This window comes from Streptosporangium sp. NPDC006930 (assembly GCF_040635605.1).
In the GTDB taxonomy this organism is placed as follows: domain Bacteria; phylum Actinomycetota; class Actinomycetes; order Streptosporangiales; family Streptosporangiaceae; genus Streptosporangium.
The window spans coordinates 129,338-148,504 of the sequence record NZ_JBEYID010000024.1 but is presented as its reverse complement, the minus strand read 5'-3'; the positions used below and the strand labels follow the sequence as shown (position 1 = coordinate 148,504).

The 19,167-nt window shown below is 70.3% G+C and carries 21 protein-coding genes; 13 read left to right on the top strand and 8 right to left on the bottom strand.

Annotation, left to right across the window (positions count from 1 at the left end; all coding sequences use genetic code 11):
• Positions 1-220: 220 nt before the first annotated feature.
• Complete coding sequence (locus ABZ664_RS32615; RefSeq protein WP_362518501.1) at positions 221-475, bottom strand: GntR family transcriptional regulator; 255 nt, start codon at positions 473-475, stop codon at positions 221-223.
• Positions 476-571: 96 nt separating this feature from the next.
• On the opposite strand from ABZ664_RS32615, the gene ABZ664_RS32610 reads away from it, so the two are divergent.
• From ABZ664_RS32610 to ABZ664_RS32600, 3 genes are all read left to right on the top strand, one after another.
• The gene (locus ABZ664_RS32610) at positions 572-781 is read left to right on the top strand and encodes a hypothetical protein (RefSeq protein ID WP_362518496.1); all 210 of its coding nucleotides are present in this window, start codon (positions 572-574) and stop codon (positions 779-781) included.
• A 3-nt stretch (positions 782-784) separates the two neighbouring features.
• On the top strand, positions 785-1,081 hold the full coding sequence (locus ABZ664_RS32605) for a hypothetical protein (protein WP_362518493.1): 297 nt from the start codon (positions 785-787) through the stop codon (positions 1,079-1,081).
• Between the two features lie 291 nt (positions 1,082-1,372).
• Positions 1,373-1,528 (top strand): hypothetical protein, encoded by a 156-nt coding sequence (locus tag ABZ664_RS32600; protein WP_362518490.1) that lies wholly within the window; start codon positions 1,373-1,375, stop codon positions 1,526-1,528.
• Here the strand turns inward: ABZ664_RS32600 and ABZ664_RS32595 are convergent.
• Complete coding sequence (locus tag ABZ664_RS32595; protein WP_362518485.1) at positions 1,525-2,946, bottom strand: recombinase family protein; 1,422 nt, start codon at positions 2,944-2,946, stop codon at positions 1,525-1,527. The genes ABZ664_RS32600 and ABZ664_RS32595 overlap by 4 nt on opposite strands.
• 38 nt (positions 2,947-2,984) lie before the next feature.
• Complete coding sequence (locus ABZ664_RS32590; protein WP_362518479.1) at positions 2,985-3,968, bottom strand: hypothetical protein; 984 nt, start codon at positions 3,966-3,968, stop codon at positions 2,985-2,987.
• A 495-nt stretch (positions 3,969-4,463) separates the two neighbouring features.
• On the opposite strand from ABZ664_RS32590, the gene ABZ664_RS32585 reads away from it, so the two are divergent.
• The 3 genes from ABZ664_RS32585 to ABZ664_RS32575 are packed head-to-tail and all read left to right on the top strand — an operon-like array spanning position 4,464 to position 5,879.
• A complete protein-coding gene (locus tag ABZ664_RS32585; protein WP_362518475.1) occupies positions 4,464-5,204 on the top strand; it encodes a hypothetical protein in 741 nt (246 codons plus the stop codon).
• Entirely contained in the window at positions 5,201-5,644 is a 444-nt protein-coding gene (locus ABZ664_RS32580; RefSeq protein ID WP_362518473.1) for a hypothetical protein, read from the top strand. The genes ABZ664_RS32585 and ABZ664_RS32580 overlap by 4 nt, the downstream gene beginning before the upstream one ends.
• Positions 5,628-5,879 carry a hypothetical protein gene (locus ABZ664_RS32575; protein WP_362518470.1) on the top strand — a complete coding sequence of 84 codons (252 nt, stop codon included), beginning with the start codon at positions 5,628-5,630 and terminating at the stop codon, positions 5,877-5,879. Before ABZ664_RS32580 ends, ABZ664_RS32575 begins: the two co-directional genes overlap by 17 nt.
• 184 nt (positions 5,880-6,063) lie before the next feature.
• Here ABZ664_RS32575 and ABZ664_RS32570 read toward each other — a convergent pair whose 3' ends face one another.
• Positions 6,064-7,257, bottom strand: a complete 1,194-nt coding sequence (locus ABZ664_RS32570) for an ROK family transcriptional regulator (RefSeq protein ID WP_362518467.1) — start codon at positions 7,255-7,257, stop codon at positions 6,064-6,066.
• Between the two features lie 79 nt (positions 7,258-7,336).
• Here ABZ664_RS32570 and xylA point away from each other — a divergent pair, with 79 nt between their 5' ends.
• The 6 genes from xylA (at position 7,337) to ABZ664_RS32540 (ending at position 14,227) form a co-directional block, all read left to right on the top strand.
• On the top strand, positions 7,337-8,488 hold the full coding sequence (gene xylA, locus ABZ664_RS32565; RefSeq protein ID WP_350942357.1) for a xylose isomerase: 1,152 nt from the start codon (positions 7,337-7,339) through the stop codon (positions 8,486-8,488).
• Positions 8,485-9,867 carry a xylulokinase gene (gene xylB / locus ABZ664_RS32560; protein ID WP_362518463.1) on the top strand — a complete coding sequence of 461 codons (1,383 nt, stop codon included), beginning with the start codon at positions 8,485-8,487 and terminating at the stop codon, positions 9,865-9,867. The genes xylA and xylB overlap by 4 nt, the downstream gene beginning before the upstream one ends.
• Positions 9,868-10,231: 364 nt before the next feature.
• Positions 10,232-10,882 carry a DUF998 domain-containing protein gene (locus ABZ664_RS32555; RefSeq protein WP_362518460.1) on the top strand — a complete coding sequence of 217 codons (651 nt, stop codon included), beginning with the start codon at positions 10,232-10,234 and terminating at the stop codon, positions 10,880-10,882.
• A 139-nt stretch (positions 10,883-11,021) separates the two neighbouring features.
• Positions 11,022-13,256 (top strand): ATP-binding protein, encoded by a 2,235-nt coding sequence (locus ABZ664_RS32550; RefSeq protein ID WP_362518457.1) that lies wholly within the window; start codon positions 11,022-11,024, stop codon positions 13,254-13,256.
• A 213-nt stretch (positions 13,257-13,469) separates the two neighbouring features.
• Positions 13,470-13,859 carry a roadblock/LC7 domain-containing protein gene (locus ABZ664_RS32545; RefSeq protein WP_362518454.1) on the top strand — a complete coding sequence of 130 codons (390 nt, stop codon included), beginning with the start codon at positions 13,470-13,472 and terminating at the stop codon, positions 13,857-13,859.
• Positions 13,856-14,227 carry a DUF742 domain-containing protein gene (locus tag ABZ664_RS32540; RefSeq protein ID WP_362518451.1) on the top strand — a complete coding sequence of 124 codons (372 nt, stop codon included), beginning with the start codon at positions 13,856-13,858 and terminating at the stop codon, positions 14,225-14,227. The genes ABZ664_RS32545 and ABZ664_RS32540 overlap by 4 nt, the downstream gene beginning before the upstream one ends.
• A gap of 83 nt (positions 14,228-14,310) precedes the next feature.
• On the opposite strand, the gene ABZ664_RS32535 is transcribed toward ABZ664_RS32540, so the two are convergent.
• The 4 genes from ABZ664_RS32535 to ABZ664_RS32520 form a co-directional block, all read right to left on the bottom strand.
• Entirely contained in the window at positions 14,311-14,886 is a 576-nt protein-coding gene (locus ABZ664_RS32535; RefSeq protein WP_362518448.1) for an ATP/GTP-binding protein, read from the bottom strand.
• Complete coding sequence (locus tag ABZ664_RS32530; protein ID WP_350942372.1) at positions 14,867-15,214, bottom strand: DUF742 domain-containing protein; 348 nt, start codon at positions 15,212-15,214, stop codon at positions 14,867-14,869. The genes ABZ664_RS32535 and ABZ664_RS32530 overlap by 20 nt, the downstream gene beginning before the upstream one ends.
• Positions 15,215-15,290: 76 nt before the next feature.
• Positions 15,291-15,698 carry a roadblock/LC7 domain-containing protein gene (locus ABZ664_RS32525; protein WP_329088690.1) on the bottom strand — a complete coding sequence of 136 codons (408 nt, stop codon included), beginning with the start codon at positions 15,696-15,698 and terminating at the stop codon, positions 15,291-15,293.
• Positions 15,695-18,193: a nitrate- and nitrite sensing domain-containing protein gene (locus ABZ664_RS32520; RefSeq protein ID WP_362518444.1), complete on the bottom strand. Its 2,499-nt coding sequence runs from the start codon at positions 18,191-18,193 to the stop codon at positions 15,695-15,697. The genes ABZ664_RS32525 and ABZ664_RS32520 overlap by 4 nt, the downstream gene beginning before the upstream one ends.
• Positions 18,194-18,355: 162 nt before the next feature.
• Here ABZ664_RS32520 and ABZ664_RS32515 point away from each other — a divergent pair, with 162 nt between their 5' ends.
• The gene (locus ABZ664_RS32515) at positions 18,356-19,162 is read left to right on the top strand and encodes an SDR family NAD(P)-dependent oxidoreductase (RefSeq protein WP_362518441.1); all 807 of its coding nucleotides are present in this window, start codon (positions 18,356-18,358) and stop codon (positions 19,160-19,162) included.
• Positions 19,163-19,167: the final 5 nt, after the last annotated feature.

Sequence of the window (19,167 nt, the reverse complement as noted above, 5' to 3'; positions counted from 1 at the left end):
CTTCACGGTCGAGTGGGGGGTTCGGGGAAGTCGACATAGATGGTCTCCGTAGTGGCCGGAGACCCAGGTGTCAACGATGTTCGTCAGTTTTAGATAGGGTGTCGACCGTGTTGAGCTGGTCTTATGTGGCCTGCTGGTTGACGCTGGAGCATCGGTTGATGCTTGACGCTGGGGGGCCGTGAGCTTCGCCCCGTGACCTGTCGCCCTCAGGGCTGCTGGGCTATTCGGTGGTGTTCTGGTCTTCGTCGGGTTGGCTGGCGAAGCTGCCGAGTCCTCGGACGGTGTAGATGGAACCCTCGGCGCGGAGCGCCTTCATCACCTTGTGGGCGGTCATGCGGGCGATGCCGAACTCCTGCATCAGGTCGTTCTCGCTGGGGACGCGTGAGCCGGGGCGGTAGGTGCCGGCGGCGATGCGCTCGCGGATGATCTCCGCGACCTGCTGCCACCTGGGCTGATCCTCACGCCATTCGATCATGAGACCACTGTAGGAACCTCTGCTCGACCGTCGTTCTCCGGATGGCCCTACAGTGCCCTATAGACATCCGTGAACTGCCCTCTCTACGCTTGACCCATGACAACAACGGGATACGACCTGGATGCGCTCCGTGTGAAGTTCCCCCACTGGGCGATCTTCTGTAGCGACAGTGGCGCGTTGTACGCCACCAGACGCGGAGTCATCCTGAGCGCGGCAGAGATCAACGCGGGGATCGAGCAGACGGTCGGCGCGGATGACCTCGACGGCCTCGTCGCCGCACTCCAGGAGCAGGAGACCCGGCGGTAAGCCATGATCAACGTCTCGCCTGGCATCGGGGCGTATCACGGAGTCCATCCCGCCGCCCCGCAAGCGGACTACGAACGCCTCATGTGGCGAGACTGCGCACCGCGCGCCGACAAGATCCGCATCCGCGAGCACACCTGCACCTGCCAGCGCATCGTCTATGAACTCTGCCAGGCAGGCGGACTGCTGTTCGTTCGGCGCATGTATCGCACCGATGCCGTGCTGATGCACGAGAGCGAGTGGCTACGGGCCGTCGATGGAGAGCGGTTGTGGCTGCGGATTCTGCTCGGCCAGGTGCGCTGACCGGCTTGGACTGCTGCGATGCGGAAGAGGGTGCGTCGGCATGGATCTGCGCTCCGGTGCCGCGTGTGTAAGCGCTTGTGTAGACCATGTCCAACTGACGGTGTAAGAGCCCGGCTAGATTGGCGTGATACCGAATCTCCCCTGTTCGCGGTGAACTTGCGACATCCCGAAAGGCGATCAGACGCCCGGGAAAGCAGGGGAGACCGTCATGAACGCAGCCACCGGAGACACCCGGTGGCCTGCCGACGCACCTCCTCGGCCACGGAGCCGTCATCTCGTCCGGCGGATGCCATGAACGACGAGATGAGGGCGCGGGTCGCCGCCTCCCGCGCCGCACAGGGATTGCCGCCCGTCGTGGAAGACCTGGCCGTGATCGAACGCGTCGCCGCCGTCTTCCGCCTCGTCGATGCCCCTGAGCCGCTGGCCGTGCCGGAGACGGCTGCTTAGGCGATCCACTCGAAGCCGAACCGGTCGGGATCCCAACGCTTGCGCGGGTTGGCCACTCCGACCGTGACCGTGCGGACGGTCGCGGAGATGATCGCTCGTCGCTGGGAGACGTTCATCGCCTCCCACCGGCTCAGCATCTCCTCGGCGGTGCCGATGAAGCCCAGCAGCGGGGATGTACGCGACATGCGGGCCAACTGCGCGCGCGACTTCTCCAATCGCGCGTCGATCGGAGCACGGGCGGCCATCCACTCCTTGCGGCTGATCTCCCGTGCCGCCCACGCCTGGGCCAGTTCCTCCAACTGCTCCTCGTCCGCCCGTACCTCCTCGGCCAGGCCGTCATCGTCTCCGGCCTGGTGCCGCACCCGCTTGGCCAGCTCGGGGGAGTCCAGCGCGGTCAACACCATGTCCCGCACGTGCTCATCAGTGCGGGCGGCGTTGGTCGCCACTCCACCGCAGGCCGCGGTGCCCGGTACGTTCGGACAGACGTAGCGCGGCACGCCGGAGCGGGGACGGCCGCTCATCCGCCAGCCACACCGGCCGCACCGCAAAATCCCGGACAGTAAATAGGTCCGCCCGGTGGCGGCCTGGGCACGGAAATCACGGGCCGGATCACTCAACAGGGCGCGAAGCCGATCCGAATCGGTGGCACTGATGATGGCGGGCCAGACGGCGTCGGCCACGATCTCACCCAGCAGCGGGCGCGTGGTCTCAGCGGCGCTGCGGGGCGTGTGCTCGCGCCGTCCGCTGATCCGCGCTGAGGCCAGCAGCCGACGCAATGTCGTCGGGATCCAGTGACCTCCGGCCGGAGTCGTGATCTCACGCTTTCGGAAGTCTCGACACACGCTCGACAACGACTCTCCAGCGAGCAACCGCCGGGCGGCCTCCCGGATCACCTCGGCTTCCTCGTCGATGACCGTGATGCGGTCCTCGGCGTAGCCGTACGGGCGCATCCCTCCGCCGGAGACCTTGCCCGCCTCGGCGCTCTGGCGGCGCTGACGTTTCTGCCGCTCGGCCTTGTGCTCGGCTTCATGCCGGGCGGCGGCTCCGAGCATCCGGGCGATCAGGCGCCCGGTCGGGGTGGCGAGATCGATCTCCCCGGTGACGGTGGCCAACTCGACGCCGCGCCGGTCGGCCAGGTCGATCACGTCTTCCAGCTCACGCGGGGAGCGGGTCAGCCGGTCGACGTGCCAGCAGACGATGGCGTCGACGCTTCCGTCTTCGATGTCGGCCAGCAGTCTCCTCCAGGCGGGGCGTGGGGCACCGGAGTAGGCGCTGACGTCGTTGTCGGGGTAGACGTCCACCACGGTCCACCCTTTACGTTCGATCAGGGCTCGGCAGTCGGCTTCCTGGCGGGCGACGCCCAACCCTGCGCCCTCGCGGTCCTGGCTGATCCGGCAGTAAATCGCGGCTCGTCGCATGGGTCACATAGATACACGTTGGTAGGCACCGGCGTGAGCTACCCCGTCGGCCTGACCTCCGTGGACAGGACTTCACGGAACTCGCCGACGGCCGGGCGGTCCTGCTGATCGAGCGGGATGGCGCGCAGCAGCATTCGCCCGGTCTCGATGATGTGGTTGCTGCGGTAGGCGACAGGAAGAGGGTCCATCACCGTCGCTGCTCGGCGGACCCCCTCGTCGATCGCGCCCTGGACGACCGTGCAGAGCGCCTCGTGCAGAGCGATGTTGGTCCGGTACTGGTAGTCGCCGGTCAACCTGAGCACGTTCTCCCGGGCTGTGCCCGCCCTGGCCTCGTCGCCCGCACCGGCATGGACCCAGCTCTGCGTGAAGTAGATCTGGTCTTCCTTCCAGAAGCCGAGCGAATCCCCGCGGTCCCCCTTCTCCGTCAGCTCGACAACGGCGTCCAGCGTCTCACGTGCCTCGGCATGTCTGCCGAGCAGCGAGAGGGCTTTCGCCCGGGTGGTCAGCAAGTCGACGGAGGAACCGCCGGCGACCTGCTCCGCGTTGTCGACGAGGCGCATGACCGTCTCCGGGGCGCGCTGCCCATAGAGCCCGTGCCCCGCCTCCTCGGAGCGGACCAGGAGGCGCACCTCCCGGTCCCCAGAGGCGTCGGCTGCGCTTCGTCCGGTACGCCACCAACGGACAGCGGCCCCATGGTCGCCCAGGCGGGTCAGCGCGTTGGCGTGAATGCTGGACAGCACGGCCAGGGTCCGCTGCAACTCGGTCACCTCGGCGGGAGATGACACCTCCATCTGCCGCCGTACCGTGAGCAGGTCGATGATGAGATCGGCCGCCACCTGTGCGGGCGGCCTGGTGCGGAGCGCGTGCAGGTGGTCGGCGGCGGATATCTCCCATTCCTCGCCGCTTCGGAAACCATGGTCGAGGGACAGTTCGAGGAGTTGGCGAACCGGCTCACCGGAGACGCCAAATATCCCAATTCCGGCACTGGCCGCGGCAATCTGCAAAAGCCTTCGACGTTCCATGTCGTCTCCATCTGGCGCCTTCCGGATGAAAATACCCTCGGATGGCATCACCAATTCATCGGCATTCGGTGGATTTGCGAACAACTCCCTCTCGGGAACCTCGAAGATCTGAGCGAGCAGCGCAGGATAAGGCTCGTTCGGCCGATGCTTACCGGCTTCCCAGGCGCGGACCATGCGGGTCAACGATTCTTGAGTCGGCAGGTGTTCCCTGGTACGGCCACCGGCGGCGTCGATCAACCGCCGAGCCATGTCCTTCAAGGACCATTCACGCGACTGCCGCTCTTCGCGCAATCGAACGGCCCACACAGGAAGATCGTTCATGTGCGCACCTCAAAGGCACAGGGGATGAGGGGGGGATATCCCCCCTCATCCAAAGTATCCTCTGTTGCTGAGTGGTCACGGAGCGTTTTCATGGAGCCCCCATGAAAAGGCGGAGCCCGCCCATGGCATCGCGCGCCAGGACGGGCTTCTTGATCAGGAAATGAGTCCTGACCCGTGAACAACTCCAATGCTCCGGTTCTCGACCGGACTGCGGCGAGCGACTGCTCCTGTTTCGCCGACGTGCCGCCGCTGCCGATGGGCTGCGCCGAGTGCGGACATGCCCCCTACGCCCACGGCTGCCCCGGCCGGGCCAGCGATCACGAGTACGCGCAGCCGACCGGTGCGCTGATGGCGATGCGCCTGGAGGCGCGCCGCACCGGCACGCGACCCTTCCCTCTCGTCGAGCGGCCCGTCACCACGGCGCCCGCCGAGGTCATCCCCCTGGTGCCCGCGCCTCGCCACTCCACCTCACCCGCCTCCATCCCGGACGCTCCCGCCGCGCCCGCGCCACCGCCCATGCGGACACCACACCCCACCCCCCGCCCAACCGCGCGGCCCGCTGCCGCACCACCCCGCCGCGACGACGCCCGTGTCGCCCGGCGTCCCGCACCCCGGCCGGTCGAGTCCAGACAGGACCGTGCGACCCGCCTCGCGCTCGCCCGCGACCCCCTCGCCCGCCGCCGAGCCCGCATCGCGGCCCGCGCCCACGAGCACAGCACTCCACCCCCGACCATGAGCCAACCGCCCACCCGGCCGCCGCTCACCCTGCTGCTGGACCCTCCCGACCACCAACACCAAACCTCCTGGCCCAACCCCGCCCTCACTTCCGGCCAAGTCCGCTACTTCCCAGACGCCCTCGCACCCAGCCCTCACGAGCCCAGTTGTCATGAGCGCCGACAGCAGGTCGCGGCATGAACACCACCCTGCAGCAGGGTGACCCCATGAGCAGGCGCGGCGGCGCGGCTCCTTCCCACATCCCCGCCGCCGCGCCACCACCCACCGGGCAATCACCCCGCAACCACGCCGCAGCACGCGCCAACGACCTCGCCACGATCCTCAACGAGGTGTACGGCATCCGCGCCGACATCCACCACCTGCGCTCCGGCAACGCCATCGTCTCCGTCTTCCTCGGCCTGCTCGCCTACAGCGACGGCGAGAGATTCTGGTGGACCAGCCCCGTACTCGACCGATCCGGCGACCACCTGCTCAGCGCCGCCTCAGACCCGGCCACCGCCGCCCAACACCTCGCCGCGCACTACCGGATCCTGCGCACCCGCCCCGCCGCCAGCCTCCTGGAAAGCGAGCTACCACTACTCACCGACACGATCCCGGCAGAGCATGTTGTCCCGCGCTGACGCCGACGCCGCACACGCCGCCCGGCAAGTACAAGATCACGCACCCACCTGGTGCGTCATCTGGAGCCTGCGCTTTCGCCGGTTCGAAGCCTGGGAATGCACCGACCCGGCCCAGTGCCGCACCGTCCACGCCAGCAGCGCCGCCGAACTGTGGGACCGGATGCAGCAGATTGACCTCGACCTGTGGCGTACCCGGCCCCGAGGTGACCGGATCGAGCCGACCACGGCTCCATGAACGGCGCGGCGGCACGGCGACCAGCCTCTGCCGTCGCGCTCCCCACCCCTGCGGGCGGTGACGCACAACCTGGGACCGCCCGCAGGGTCGGACGCGACCAGGCGACCCATCAGAACGCGGATGGTCTTTCTCAACGAGGGGAGACGAGGGAAACGCGGGGAAGGGGGGAGGGGGAGAAAAGTGCTCAACCGCGGGGTGCGCGGGAGTCGGGGTCAGGGGCGGGGGTGGCGAGGTGGATCCAGGGGTCGGCGATGACCCGGTGGATGACCTGGCCCGCGGCGCCCAGGGTGGCGGCGTCGCCGCCGAGGCGGGAGACGGTCAGCTCGGGGACGGCGCGGCGCATCACGCCCAGTCGCGAGGTCATCGTCTCGTGCGTGGTGCCTCGGATCCACGGGAACAGCGGGGCGAACACCCCGCCCAGCACGATGGTCCCCGGGTCCATCAGGTGCACGGCGGAGGTGAGGGCGACGCCGAGCGCCTGGCCGGCGCGTTCGCAGGCCTCCAGCGAGGCGGGCTCGCCCGCTCGGAGGCGCTCCAGCAGGGTGGTCACCCCGTCGGGGACCCCGGCGAGTCCGGCGGCCCTCAGCAGCGCGTCCTGTCCGGCGTACTGCTCCAGGCATCCCCGGCCGCCGCAGCGGCAGGCCGGGCCTTCGGGGGAGACGACCACGTGGCCGAGTTCCCCGGCGAGGCCGCGGGCGCCGCGGAACAGGGTCCCGCCGACCACCAGGCCCGCGCCGATGCCGATCTCCCCCGACACGTGCAGGAAGTCGCCGGGTACGGAGCCGAACCAGCGCTCGCCCAGGGCGGCGAGGTTGGCCTCGTTGTCCAGCGTGACGGGGAAGTTCAGCAGTTCGGAGACGCGGACGTCGTGCCAGCCGAGGTTGGGGGCCGTGTGGACGAGCCCGTCTTCCACAGGGCCGGGGACCGCGAGGGTCGATCCGGCGATGGTGAGGCCCTCCGCGCGAGCTTCGTCCACAGCCCTGTGGGCAAGTTGTTCCAGGTGGGACAGGGTTTCCACAGGCGAGGCGCTGCGGTTGTCCACAGCCTGTGTATATCTGAGCCGCACCGCGAGGGTGAGATCGACCACACAGGCGGACAGATAGTCGACGTTGATCTCCAGGCCGAGCGCGGCGACCCGCTGCCCGCTGAGCGCGACGGCCGTGCCGGGCCGTCCCCGCTCGCCGTCCCTGAGCGCGCCGGACTCGGCGACCATGCCCGCCTCGATCAGGTCGCCGACCATCTTCGACACCGTGGTCTTGGTCAGTCCGGTGATCTCGGCCAGCGCGGCCCGGCTGATCGGACCGCTCCTGCTTACCTCGCCGAGAACCACGCCAAGGTTGCGGGCGCGCATCGAATTGTGGCGTACAGCCTGTGTCATTGAGCTTCCACCTCTTGACGATCCCACCACACCGATCCATATTAAGTCCATAAAGTGGATTAAATCGGAGGAACAGCAGATGAGCGCCTACACCCCCAAGCCCGAAGACCGCTTCACCTTCGGGCTGTGGACCGTCGGCTGGCAGGCCCGCGACCCCTTCGGGGACGCGTCCCGGGCCCCGTTGGACCCGGTGGAGAGCGTCCACCGGCTCGCCGAGCTCGGCGCGTACGGCGTCACCTTCCACGACGACGACCTGCTCGCCGTCGAGCCCGACCGGGACAGGGCCATCGCGAACTTCAAGAAGGCGCTGGCCGAGACCGGGCTCAAGGTTCCGATGGCCACCACGAACCTGTTCACCCACCCCGTCTTCAAGGACGGCGGATTCACCAGCAACGACCGCGACGTCCGCCGCTACGCGCTGCGCAAGGTCATCCGCAACGTGGACCTCGCCGCCGAACTCGGCGCGACCACCTACGTCTGCTGGGGCGGGCGCGAGGGTGCCGAGTCCGGGGCCGCCAAGGACATCAAGGCCGCGCTCAGCCGCTACAAGGAGGGCATGGACCTGCTCACCTCGTACGTGATCGAGCAGGGCTACGACATCAGGTTCGCCATCGAGCCCAAGCCGAACGAGCCCCGGGGCGACATCCTGCTCCCGACCATCGGCCACGCCCTCGCGTTCATCAACGAGCTTGAGCACTCCGAGCGCGTCGGCCTCAACCCCGAGGTGGGCCACGAGGAGATGGCCGGCCTCAACTTCGCGCACGGCATCGCGCAGGCGCTCTGGCACGGCAAGCTCTTCCACATCGACCTGAACGGCCAGCACGGTCCCCGCTACGACCAGGACCTGATCTTCGGCCACGGCGACGTGAAGAACGCCTTCTTCCTGGTCGACCTGCTGGAGAACGGCGGCTACGACGGCCCCAGGCACTTCGACTACAAGCCGCTGCGCACCGAGGACTCCGAGGATGTCTGGGTCTCCGCCGCCGCCAACATGCGCACGTACCTGATCCTGAAGGAGAAGGTGGCGGCGTTCCGCGCCGACCCCGAGGTCGCCGAGGCGCTCGCCGCGAGCAGGGTCGCCGAGCTGTCCGAGCCGACGCTCGCCCCCGGCGAGACGATCGCCGACCTGAACCGCGACGAGTTCGACCTCGACGCGGTGGCGGCGCGCGGCTTCCACTTCACGCGCCTCAACCAGCTCGCGATGGACTACCTCCTCGGAGTCCGCGGATGACACTGGTGGCCGGGGTCGACTCGTCGACCCAGAGCTGCAAGGTGGTGATCAGGGACGCCCACACGGGCGCCCTGGTCCGCCAGGGACGCGCGACCCACCCCGAGGGCACCGAGGTCGACCCCGAGGCGTGGTGGCAGGCGCTCCAGGAGGCGTTGGCGCGGGCGGGCGGGCTGGACGGCGTCGAGGCGATGAGCATCGGCGCGCAGCAGCACGGCATGGTCTGCCTGGACGAGTCCGGCGAGGTCGTCAGGAAGGCGCTGCTGTGGAACGACACCCGTTCCGCCGGAGCCGCCGCCGACCTGGTGAAGGAGCTGGGCGGCCCGGAGGTCTGGGCCGAGGCGGTCGGCAGCGTGCCGGTCGCGTCGTTCACGGTGACCAAGCTCCGCTGGCTCGCCGAGCACGAGCCGGAGTCCGCCCGCCGTACGGCGAGGGTGTGCCTGCCGCACGACTGGCTCACCTGGAGGCTGGGCGGGGAGTTCGTCACCGACAGGGGCGACGCGTCGGGCACCGGCTACTGGTCGCCCGCGACCGGGGCCTACCGGACCGACCTCCTGCAGACGGCCTTCGGCGCCGTACCGGGCCTGCCCGAGGTGCTGGGTCCCCGCGACTGCGCGGGCGAGGTGCGGCCCGCAGCCGGTGTCTCCGGTGCGGGCGCGGTGCGGCTCGCGCCGGGTACGGGCGACAACATGGCGGCGGCCCTCGGGGTCGGCGCCCTGCCGGGGGACGTGGTGGTGTCGATCGGGACGTCCGGGACGGCCTTCGCGGTCGCCGAGGCCCCGATCGCCGACCCGACCGGTTCCGTGGCCGGGTTCGCCGACGCCACGGGGCGGTTCCTCCCGCTGGTGGCCACGCTCAACGCCGCCAGGGTGCTCGACGCCGCCGCGCGGGTGCTCGGGGTCGGTCTGGACGAGCTGGGCAGGCTGGCACTTGAGGCGCCCTCGGGGGCCGGAGGTCTCGTCCACGTCCCCTACCTGGAGGGCGAGCGCACCCCGAACCTGCCCACCGCCACGGGCTCGCTGCACGGGCTGACGCTGGCCACCTCCACCCCGGCGCACCTCGCCAGGGCGGCGGTGGAGGGCCTGCTCTGCCATCTCGCCGACGCGTTCGACGCCCTCGGGCTCGACCCGGCCAGGGTGCTGCTCATCGGCGGAGGCGCGAGGTCCGAGGCCGTACGGCGGATCGCCCCCGCGGTCTTCGGGCGGCCGGTGGTCGTCCCCGAGCCGGGGGAGTACGTCGCCGACGGTGCGGCGAGGCAGGCCGCCTGGCTGCTCGGCGGCGACGAGCCGCCGGCCTGGGAGGCGGGCAAGGTCGAGCACTACGAGGCCGATCCCGCGCCCGAGGTCAGGGCACGCTACGCCGAGGTCCGCGGCCTCGGCTGAGACACGGACACGGCGACCACACGGTCGTGGCCCCCACCACACGGCCGTGACCGCTCCCACCGCGCGGATCCGCGGTGGGGCGGCCGATACGGGTACGCGGTTCGCACCGCGTACCGCGAGGATCCACGGCCGCGTAGCCGGACACGGGGCACGCGGCCGTGGTTCGTACCGCGAGGATCCGCGGTGACGGGGCCGGGTACGGGCGCACCGCCGCGGTTCGCCCGGGACGGTTCGCCGCCTCCGAACAGGAGGCGGCGAACCGCGTACCAGGACATCTCGGGTGAGGACTCTCAGGGGCGCCTCAGGGTCGGATCAGGGATGCCGCCGGATGTCTGAAACGTCCGCCGGCGGACAGTCTTAGCGCATGCTCGCGTCGAAGAGGCTCTACCCCCTGATCGCATGTGCCGCGATCGTCGTCGCCGTCGTGGCCGCCGTCACGGGACTGGCCGAACCGGTCCTCTCCCCGAACCCGCTCGACCTGACGATCGGTGAGTACGCCGCCCTGGACCGCACCGGAGCCGCCGGGCTCGCGATGGCGGCGCTGGGGATCGCGGCCTTCGCGGTGGTGGCCGGGCTGCGGTCCGTGGGGGCGCCGGTGGACGCCCTGGCCGAGCGGCTGGTGCTGGCCTGGGGCGCGGGGCTCGTCGTCCTCGCGGTGCTGTCGGCCGTGCTTCCCGCCACGGGGACGGATCTGATCGCGCAGACGTACCGCTACCTGTCGATCGCCGTGCTGGCGGCGGTGCCCGCGGCGGGTGGCCTGACGGTGGCGCGGTTCGGCGAGGACGAGCGGTGGCGGCCGGTGGCCAGGCCGGTGGAGTGGCTCACGCTGGCCGGGGGTTTCGGGCTGCTGGCGCTCGTCTACGTGATGCTTCCCGGGCAGGGGATGTTCGTCGGTCTCGTCGAGTGGTCGCTGCTCGGCGCCGAGGTCGCGCTGGTCGGAGTGCTCGCCGTCCGGCTCGCGCGGCTGACGTGGGCGCGGGGCGCCGCTCACGCCTCACGCGCCGCCCTCGGCTGACTCATTCACTTCTGGAAACTCTTTCATCACATGTCACGAATAGGCTACAAATAGGGGGAGCCGCCAGTGCTATTGTCGTCGGCGATCTAGAGATTGCCCGGTCTCCCCGGGCGCTCCGAGAGCAAGCCGTTGAGGTGACATGGCAGCGAGCAGGTCCATCCGGTTCAAGGTCTCGGTGCTGTTGGTCATCCCCCTCGCCTCACTGGTCGGGGTGTGGGGTTTCGCGGCGGCCGTGACGGTCGGCGACTCGATGAGCCTGCTCTCCCTCAGCACGCTGTACGACGCCGTCGGCAAGCCCGCCGGAGAGCTCGGCGCCGCGGTCCAGCGTGAGCACCTCCTGTCGGCCGACTACCTGGCCACCCGCTCCGCCGCGGACCGCGACACCCTCGCGAGCCAGCGCCTCGTCACCGACCAGGCCCGTGACCGCCTGCGCCGGAAGACGACCGTCGGGGTGGCGCAGACGGCGATGTCCGACGAGATGAAGACCCGCCACGCCGAACTGATGCGCCAGGTGGACGGGATCGACGCGATCCGCGCCAGGATCGACACCGGGCGGATCGGCCCGGTGGGCCTCACCGAGGAGTTCGGCCGGGTGCCCGACGCCCTGCGCGGGCTCTTCAACACCCTGAGCCTCAGCGACGACCTCCCGCTCTACCGTCAGACGCGCAGCATCACGATGATCAACCAGGCCGTCGACCTGCTCACCCGCGAGCGGGCGCTCGTCGCGGGCCCGCTCGCGCTCGGGACCCCGATGACGATGAGCGAGACGCGGCTGTTCGCCAGGCTCGCCGACAACCGGGCCTTCCTCATGGAGCAGGCCCTCCCCGACCTCTCCCCCGGGCTGCGCGCCCCCTTCTCCGAGCTGATCGCCTCCTCGGCGTACGCCCGCTTCACCGCCCTGGAGAACCGCCTGCTGTCCGGTGCCGCCGAGGTGTCGTCCGCCGCCTGGCGCTCCGCCGGGGACGAGGTGGACGCCTCCTACCGGCGGTCCCTCGCGGCGGCCGTCCCCCTGGTGGTCGAGCAGGCCACGCCCGTGGCCGTCGGCGTCTTCGTCCGAGCCGGCGTCGTCGGGGTGCTCGGCCTCATCGCGGTCATCGCGTCGGTGCTGGTCTCGTACCGGATCGGTAGCGGGATCACCAGGGAGCTCGCCGACGTGCGGCGGGCCGCCGCCGACCTGGCGCAGGTGCGGCTCCCGAGGGTGATGGAGAAGCTGCGCCGCGGCGACAGGGTGGACGTGGAGGCGGAGGCGCCCGCGCTGAAGCCGTCGGGCAGCACCACGGAGGTCCACGACGTCGCCGCCGCCTTCAACAGCGTCCAGCGCAGCGCCCTGGACGCCGCGGTGGAGCAGGCCAGGCTGCGCGAGGGCGTCTCGCAGGCGTTCCGCAACCTCGCCCGCCGGAGCCAGTCGCTGCTGCAGCGCCAGCTCAAGCTGCTCGACGGCATGCAGAAGCAGGCCGAGGATCCCATCGCGCTGGACAACCTCTTCAGGCTCGACCACCTCACCACCCGCATGCGCCGCCACGCCGAGGGCCTGGTGATCCTGTCCGGCGGGGCGGCGGGCCGCAAGTGGCGCTCGGCGGTGCCGATGGAGGACGTGCTGCGTGGGGCGGCCGCCCAGGTCGAGGACTACACCCGGGTGCTGATCTACCCGACGGGCGGCACCACCCTGATCGGTAACGCCGCCGCGGACATGATGCACCTGTTCGCCGAGATCCTGGAGAACGCCACCGTCTTCTCCCCGCCGGCCAGCCCGGTCTCGGTACGGGGCGAGCTCGTCGCACGAGGCTTCGCGGTCGAGATCGAGGACAGGGGACTCGGGCTGACCGACGAGAAGCGCGCCGCGATCAACGAGCGTCTGGCCAGCCCTCCGGAGTTCGACCCCGCCGACACCGACAGGCTGGGCTTCGCGGTGGTCGGCCTGCTGGCCGCCAGATACGGGGTCGAGGTGACGCTGCGCGCCTCGCCGTACGGCGGCACAGGGGTGGTCGTCCTCATTCCCGAGATTCTGCTCGGAGACCCGGAGCCCGTCGAGGAGCCGCCGGTTCTCACCGTCATCGGCGCGCGGCCCGAGTCGGCGGAGCGGCGCTCGGAGACCGTCGTGGAGCGGGTGGAGCGGACCGGTGACTCCGGTGAGGTCCCGATCCCCGCCGACCTGTGGCAGCCGGGGCGGCGCGGTGCCGACGGCCTGCCCCGCCGGGTGCGGCAGGCGAACATGCCGCCGCGCCAGGCGCGGGAGTCCCGCCCGTCAGAGGCCGCGTCCGGCTCGGAGGTCGAGGAACGGTCACCCGAGGAGGCGAGGGCGCTGATGAGCGCCCTGCAGTCCGGCTGGCAGCGTGGACGCGCCGACGACGAGGACGGCGGTGCCGATCGATGAGCCGGGAGCGCGGGAGCGGAGCCGCGGGATCGGGTTCGCGGAGCCCCGCCCGGAGGCGTCGGGCGCGTCGGGGTGACGCCGGTGTGAGCGAAGTCGCGCCGGTTCCGGTGCTTCGGAGTCACGCCGGTGGGAACGGACCGGCAGGAACGGATTTACCGAGCCGGTGGGGGCCGGCGGCAGGCGAGACCATCGCAGGGGAAGGGGTTTGACCACGTGCCGGGTGAGCTTCATTGGCTTCTGGATGACTTCGTCACAAGTGTGGCGGACGTCTCGCACGCACTGATCCTGTCCAACGACGGGTTGATGATGGCCTCGTCCCGAGCGTTGAGCAAGGAGGACGCCGAGCACCTGTCCGCGGTCGCCTCCGGCTTCCAGAGCCTCGCCAAGGGCACCAGCCTGCAGTTCGGCGGAGGCAACGTGCGCCAGACGATGGTGGAGATGGACTCCGCGTTCCTGTTCGTCACCTCCGCGGGCCAGGGGAGCTGCCTCTCGGTCCTGACCACCGGCGCCGCGGACGTGGGGCTGGTCGCCTACGAGATGGCCCGCCTGGTCACCCGCGTCGGCCAACATCTGGCCACAAGCCCCCGGGTGGGGGGCCAGTGAAGGACGACGTCGAGTGGGTCGACGAGGAGGCGGGTCCCGTCGTCCGCCCCTACGCGATGACCGGTGGACGCACCCGGGCGTCGTCCTCCTCGCTCGACATGCTCGCGGTGGCGGTGGCGACGGGAGCGCCGGTCGCCTCGGGGGCGAACCTGGGCTCCGAGCACCGGCGGCTGCTCAACCTGGTCAAGCGGGCACGCCCGATCGTGGAGATCGCCTCGGACGCGGGCCTGCCCATCGGCGTGATCAGGGTTCTCCTGGGCGACCTGCTGGACCAGGGCCTGATCCTGGTACGGTCGCCGCTTCCCGCCGCCTCCATGCCCCCGGAGAACCTCCTGAGGGAACTGATCAGCGGCCTGCGCGCCCTGTGAGGTCCTCCGCCTTCCGGCCCTGAGCGCCCGAGCCGGCGCCCGGCCCCGTCACGGGGGCCGGTTTCGCACCTCGTCCGGCTCTTTCAGCTCTGGCTGGCCGTCAGCACCCTCAGTGAGTGCTCCACGAGCGTCACGAGCACCGTCTTCGCCGAGACGCGGCGCCGCACGTCGCAGAGCAGCACCGGTACGTCCACGTCGAGGTCCAGGGCGACGCGCACCTCCTCCGCGTCGTGCCGGTCGGCGCCGTCGAAGCAGTTGACGGCCACGATGAACGGCGTGCCGCGCTGTTCGAAGTAGTCGATCGAGGGGAAGCAGTCGGTCAGCCGCCGGGTGTCGGCGAGCACCACGGCACCCAGCGCGCCGTAGGACAGCTCGTCCCACATGAACCAGAAACGCTCCTGGCCGGGGGTGCCGAACAGGTAGACGACCAGCCCCTCCCTGATCGTGATGCGGCCGAAGTCCATCGCGACCGTGGTGGTGGTCTTGCCCTCGACGCCGTCGACGTCGTCGATGCCGATACCGCGGTCGGAGAGGACCTCCTCGGTGCGGAGCGGCCGGATCTCGCTGATGGCGCCCACGAGCGTGGTCTTGCCAACTCCGAAGCCACCCGCGATGAGTATCTTGAGGGCGACGGGTTCGTCAGAGGGCCCGAAGTCCATTGATCACTTCCTTGAGAATGCGCTCGCTCGCGGAGGCGCGCCCGATCGAGATGAGCTTGTGGTCCTGCAGGTCGCCGAGCAGGACCCTCACCACGCCGAGCGGCAGGTTGAGGTCCGAGGCGACGTCGGCGACCGAGGTCGGAGTGGTGACCATGGCGAGGATGCGTTCCTGTTCGGGGCTTGGGACGAACCCCCCGGTAGGAGCGCCGCGAGTCGAGGTGACCATCGCGACCAGGTCCAGCTTGTCACCGGAGGAACGGGTGCGACCCCCGATGAGGGCGTACGGCCGGACGATGGGCCCGGCGTCCTCGTCCATCCAGTGGGTCATCCAGGCCTCCGGTACCGGGCTCGGGGATCCAGCGGTCCGCCGAAGACGCGGCCGGCGCGGCCGTCCGCTCCCCCCCTCATGAGAGACCTTGGCGTGGGTTGGTGGAGATGTGCTGGCCGACCCGCTTGACCAGCATCGCCATCTCGTACGCGATGTGGCCGACGTCGGCGTCGGAACTGCTCAGCACGGCCAGGCAGGTGCCCTGCCCGGCGGCGGTGACGAACAGGAACGCCGACTCCATCTCCACGATGGTCTGGCGCACCTCACCTCCGCCGAAGTGGCGTCCCGCCCCGCGCGCCAGGCTCTGGAACCCGGCGGCGACCGCGGACAGATGCTCGGCGTCCTCGCGCAGGAGCCCCTTCGAGAATCCGACGGCGAGCCCGTCGGTGGAGAGGATCACCGCCTGGCGCACCGCACCCACCCTGGTGGTCAAGTCGTCGAGGAGCCAGTTCAGCTCGCCGGTGTTGGTCAATTTTCCGGTCACTTGTCCCCCTTGTCGCCTGTCGTATGGTGCGCGAAGTCATTGTCCTGCTCCTCGCGACCGCGTCGAGACCCCGCCTGGAAGGCGGAGAACAACGCGCGGGCCTCCTCCGGCGAACGCTCCTCGTTCGGTTCCGCGCTCGGCTCGGGCTCGGCGGGCTCGGCCTCCTGGCGGAGCTGAGGCGCCAGGTTCGCCTGTCGGATCCTGCGGGGCAGGCCACCCGGCCCCTTGGAGGGCTGTGCGGCCGTCTGGCGCGTCGGACCGCCGTTGCCGCCCCTTTCCTCGGCGGGGGCCTCCCGGGGCGTCTCGTGGGACTCACGGGACTCCTGAGGTGTCCCCCGGGGCGACGCCGTGGGAGGCGCCTCGCGTGAGGCCGTGTCCCGGCCGGTGTCCCAACCCGTGTCCCAGCCTGTCTCCCATTCGGGCTCCGGGCTCGCGGGCGGGGACGGTGTGCGGTCGGGCAGGTCCGACACCACGCTGAGAGAGGGGGCGACCGGCTGCTCAGGCTGGGGCGGCCTCGGGGAGGTCTGCCTGTTCCTGCGCGGGAGTCCGTTGCCGCCGGCCGGAGGTGCGAGTGCCCCCGGCTGGGCGGGGACGTACGGCTCCGCCTGGCGTCCGGCGACGCGCTCGGCGGGGGACGTCCGCTCCGCGGTGAGGGCGAGCGGCGGGTCCTGCTGGGCGATCACCGAGCGGGGGATGAGGACGATGGCCGTGGTGCCGCCGAACGGCGAGCCGCGCAGGATGACCTGGATGCCGTGCCGTGAGGCGAGCTGGCCCACCACGAACAGGCCGAGCCTGTCGCTGTCCGCCAGGTCGAACTCCGGCGGGTTGGCGAGCCGCTCGTTGATCGCCTCGTACTCCGCGACGCTCAGGCCCAGGCCGCGGTCCTCGACCTCGACGGCGAATCCGTTGGCCACGACGTCGCCGCGCACGGTCACCGCGGTCTGCGGCGGCGAGAAGATCGTGGCGTTCTCGATCAGTTCGGCCACCAGGTGGGTGATGTCGGCGACCGCGGCCCCGTCGAGCGAGATGTCGGGCACCGGCGCCACGCTGACCCGGGTGTAGTCCTCGACCTCGGCGATCGCGGCCCGCAGTACGTCGATCACCGGCACCGGCTTGCGCCACGACCGGCCGGGGGCGGCGCCGGACAGGATGATCAGGCCCTCCGCGTGCCGCCGCATGCGGGTGGTGAGGTGGTCCAGCCGGAACAGGTCCTGAAGGCTGTCGGGGTCGGTCGCCCGGCGCTGCATGCTGTCGAGCAGGGTGAGCTGGCGGTGCAGCAGGCTCTGCTTGCGCCTGGCCAGGTTCACGAAGACCTGGCTGACACCGCGCCGCAGGTTGGCCTGGCCGACGGCGGCCTCCACGGCGGTGCGCTGCACCGAGCCGAACGCGTGGGCCACGTCGTGCACCTCGGTCGAGCCGCCCGCCTGGATCGGCGGCGCCTCGGCACGTACGTCGACCTCCTCGCCGCGCCGCAGGCGGTCCACGACGTGGGGGAGCCGCACCTCCGCCAGATCCAGGGCGGCCGAACGGAGCCCGGCCAGCTCGGCGGCGAGACGGCGGCCGAAGCGGACCGAGATGATGATCGACGCGACCACCGCGATCAGGCCGACGCCACCGGCGATCACGATCCGGGCCAGGACACCGGTGGCGACCCCCTGCGCCCGGTCCGCCAGGGCCTCGGCGGCGGCGAGGTTGACCTTGTCGAGCCACGTCGTGAGCGCGTTCGTGGTCGCCTTCCACGCGCTCGCCTCGGGGGGAAGCCGGTCGCCGGCCGAGGAGATGATGGCCTTCTCCAGGTCGGTGAACTTCTCGAAGGTGGCGGAGGCGAAGGTGTCGCGGTACTGCGTGCCCAGCTCGGGATCCAGCGCGGCCGCGCCCCGGTTGTGCAGGAAGCGCCGGGTGGAGACGTACTCGCCGAAGGCCCTGCGCTCCTCCTCCGACAGCCGCCTGTCGATCAGCGCCCCGCTGATCAGCGCGTTCTCCCTCTCGATCATCTCGTAGGCGTTGCCCATCCCCTGCATGGCCGAGGCCTGCTGGAAGATCGAGAGATCGGGCAGCGCGACCATCTGGTCGTACACCAGAAAGACGGAGTCGAGGATCTGGTTGTAGTTCGACAGCGCGCCCAGCCGCGTGTGCTGTCCGCTGTCGACGCCCGAGCGGATGCTGGGGAGCCTTTCGAGCCTGCGGACCAGCTCGCTCAGTGAGTTGTTCAGTTCCGGGCTGCCGGAATCCTCGGCCGCGGCCGCCTTGAAAGCGCCGACCGCCCGGTCGGTGCGGGCGCGCTGCTCACCCATTCCGCTCGTGAGGACCCGGGAGCTGATCGCCACCGACGACAGCGTCCGCTCGGCCTGGAGCTGTAGGCCCAGGTCCGTGGAGGTGACGCCCACCGTCTGGTACACGGTGTTCGACCTCAGCAGCGCGAGACCGTCACCGACGGTGAGGTTGAGCACGAAGCCCCACAGCGCGCTCAACGACAACAGAGGCAGGAGCAGCAACGAGAAAATCTTGAACCGAATCGAGCGGTTTCTAGAGCCCATGTCCACTCGTCCCAACCTCTGAGCGTGTGGAGGCCCGTGCCGCTTTAGGGGTGATTACGCCTCCGGAAGATCGCACAGGAGACTAGCACCGAATAGGGTTTTTGCGCAGTGGAGGATCCGATGATTAGTGTGATTACCGGGGCTAGTGCCGGAATTGGCGCGGCTGCCGCGGTGGAGCTCGCGAGGCGCGGGCAGACCATAGTTCTGGTCGGCCGTAATCCCGACAAGACGGCTCGGGTGGCAGAAAGGGTGCGGGAGGTCTCCGGGGTGCTCCCGGATACGTTTACCTGCGATTACACCCTTTTGGCTGATGTGCGTAGATTGGGAGCCGAACTGCTCTCCCGCTACGACCGGATTGACATCCTCGTCAACAACGCGGGGGTCATGACGACCGAGCGCACGTTCACGCGCGACGGCCACGAGACGATGATCCAGGTCAACCACCTCGCCCCCTTCCTGCTGACGAACCTGCTGCTCGAACGGGTCACCGGGCGGGTGATCACCACCAGTTCCCGCGCGGGCAAGACCGGAGGACTCGACCCGTCCGACCTCAACCGCGAACGGCGGCGCTGGAGCGGCTGGCTCCAGTACGGGGACACCAAACAGGCGGGAGCCCTGTTCACCGTGGAACTGGCCCGCCGCCTCCAGGACACCGAGGTGACCGCGACCTGCTTCCACCCCGGCGTGATCAAGACCGAGTTCGCCCCGTCGACGTTCATGATGTGGATGGTGAAGAACATTCCCGGCATGGGGCAGACCGTCGAGGAGGGGGCGAGCACCATGGTCCACCTCGCCACCCATCCGGACGGCGCCGCCCACCCCGGCCGCTACTTCGCCAAGAGCGCCCCCGCGGCCGTTCCCAGGAGGATGAGCGATCCCGCGCTGGCCCGCGCCCTCTGGGACGCCAGCGCCGCCGCCGTCGCATAACCGCC

Coding starts and splice junctions, on each gene's coding strand:
- ABZ664_RS32615 (WP_362518501.1), bottom strand. CDS start 475: ATGATCGAATGGCGTGAGGATCAGCCCAGGTGGCAGCAGGTCGCGGAG.
- ABZ664_RS32610 (WP_362518496.1), top strand. CDS start 572: ATGACAACAACGGGATACGACCTGGATGCGCTCCGTGTGAAGTTCCCC.
- ABZ664_RS32605 (WP_362518493.1), top strand. CDS start 785: ATGATCAACGTCTCGCCTGGCATCGGGGCGTATCACGGAGTCCATCCC.
- ABZ664_RS32600 (WP_362518490.1), top strand. CDS start 1,373: ATGAACGACGAGATGAGGGCGCGGGTCGCCGCCTCCCGCGCCGCACAG.
- ABZ664_RS32595 (WP_362518485.1), bottom strand. CDS start 2,946: ATGCGACGAGCCGCGATTTACTGCCGGATCAGCCAGGACCGCGAGGGC.
- ABZ664_RS32590 (WP_362518479.1), bottom strand. CDS start 3,968: ATGGAACGTCGAAGGCTTTTGCAGATTGCCGCGGCCAGTGCCGGAATT.
- ABZ664_RS32580 (WP_362518473.1), top strand. CDS start 5,201: ATGAACACCACCCTGCAGCAGGGTGACCCCATGAGCAGGCGCGGCGGC.
- ABZ664_RS32575 (WP_362518470.1), top strand. CDS start 5,628: ATGTTGTCCCGCGCTGACGCCGACGCCGCACACGCCGCCCGGCAAGTA.
- ABZ664_RS32570 (WP_362518467.1), bottom strand. CDS start 7,257: ATGACACAGGCTGTACGCCACAATTCGATGCGCGCCCGCAACCTTGGC.
- xylA (WP_350942357.1), top strand. CDS start 7,337: ATGAGCGCCTACACCCCCAAGCCCGAAGACCGCTTCACCTTCGGGCTG.
- xylB (WP_362518463.1), top strand. CDS start 8,485: ATGACACTGGTGGCCGGGGTCGACTCGTCGACCCAGAGCTGCAAGGTG.
- ABZ664_RS32555 (WP_362518460.1), top strand. CDS start 10,232: ATGCTCGCGTCGAAGAGGCTCTACCCCCTGATCGCATGTGCCGCGATC.
- ABZ664_RS32550 (WP_362518457.1), top strand. CDS start 11,022: ATGGCAGCGAGCAGGTCCATCCGGTTCAAGGTCTCGGTGCTGTTGGTC.
- ABZ664_RS32535 (WP_362518448.1), bottom strand. CDS start 14,886: ATGGACTTCGGGCCCTCTGACGAACCCGTCGCCCTCAAGATACTCATC.
- ABZ664_RS32530 (WP_350942372.1), bottom strand. CDS start 15,214: ATGACCCACTGGATGGACGAGGACGCCGGGCCCATCGTCCGGCCGTAC.
- ABZ664_RS32515 (WP_362518441.1), top strand. CDS start 18,356: ATGATTAGTGTGATTACCGGGGCTAGTGCCGGAATTGGCGCGGCTGCC.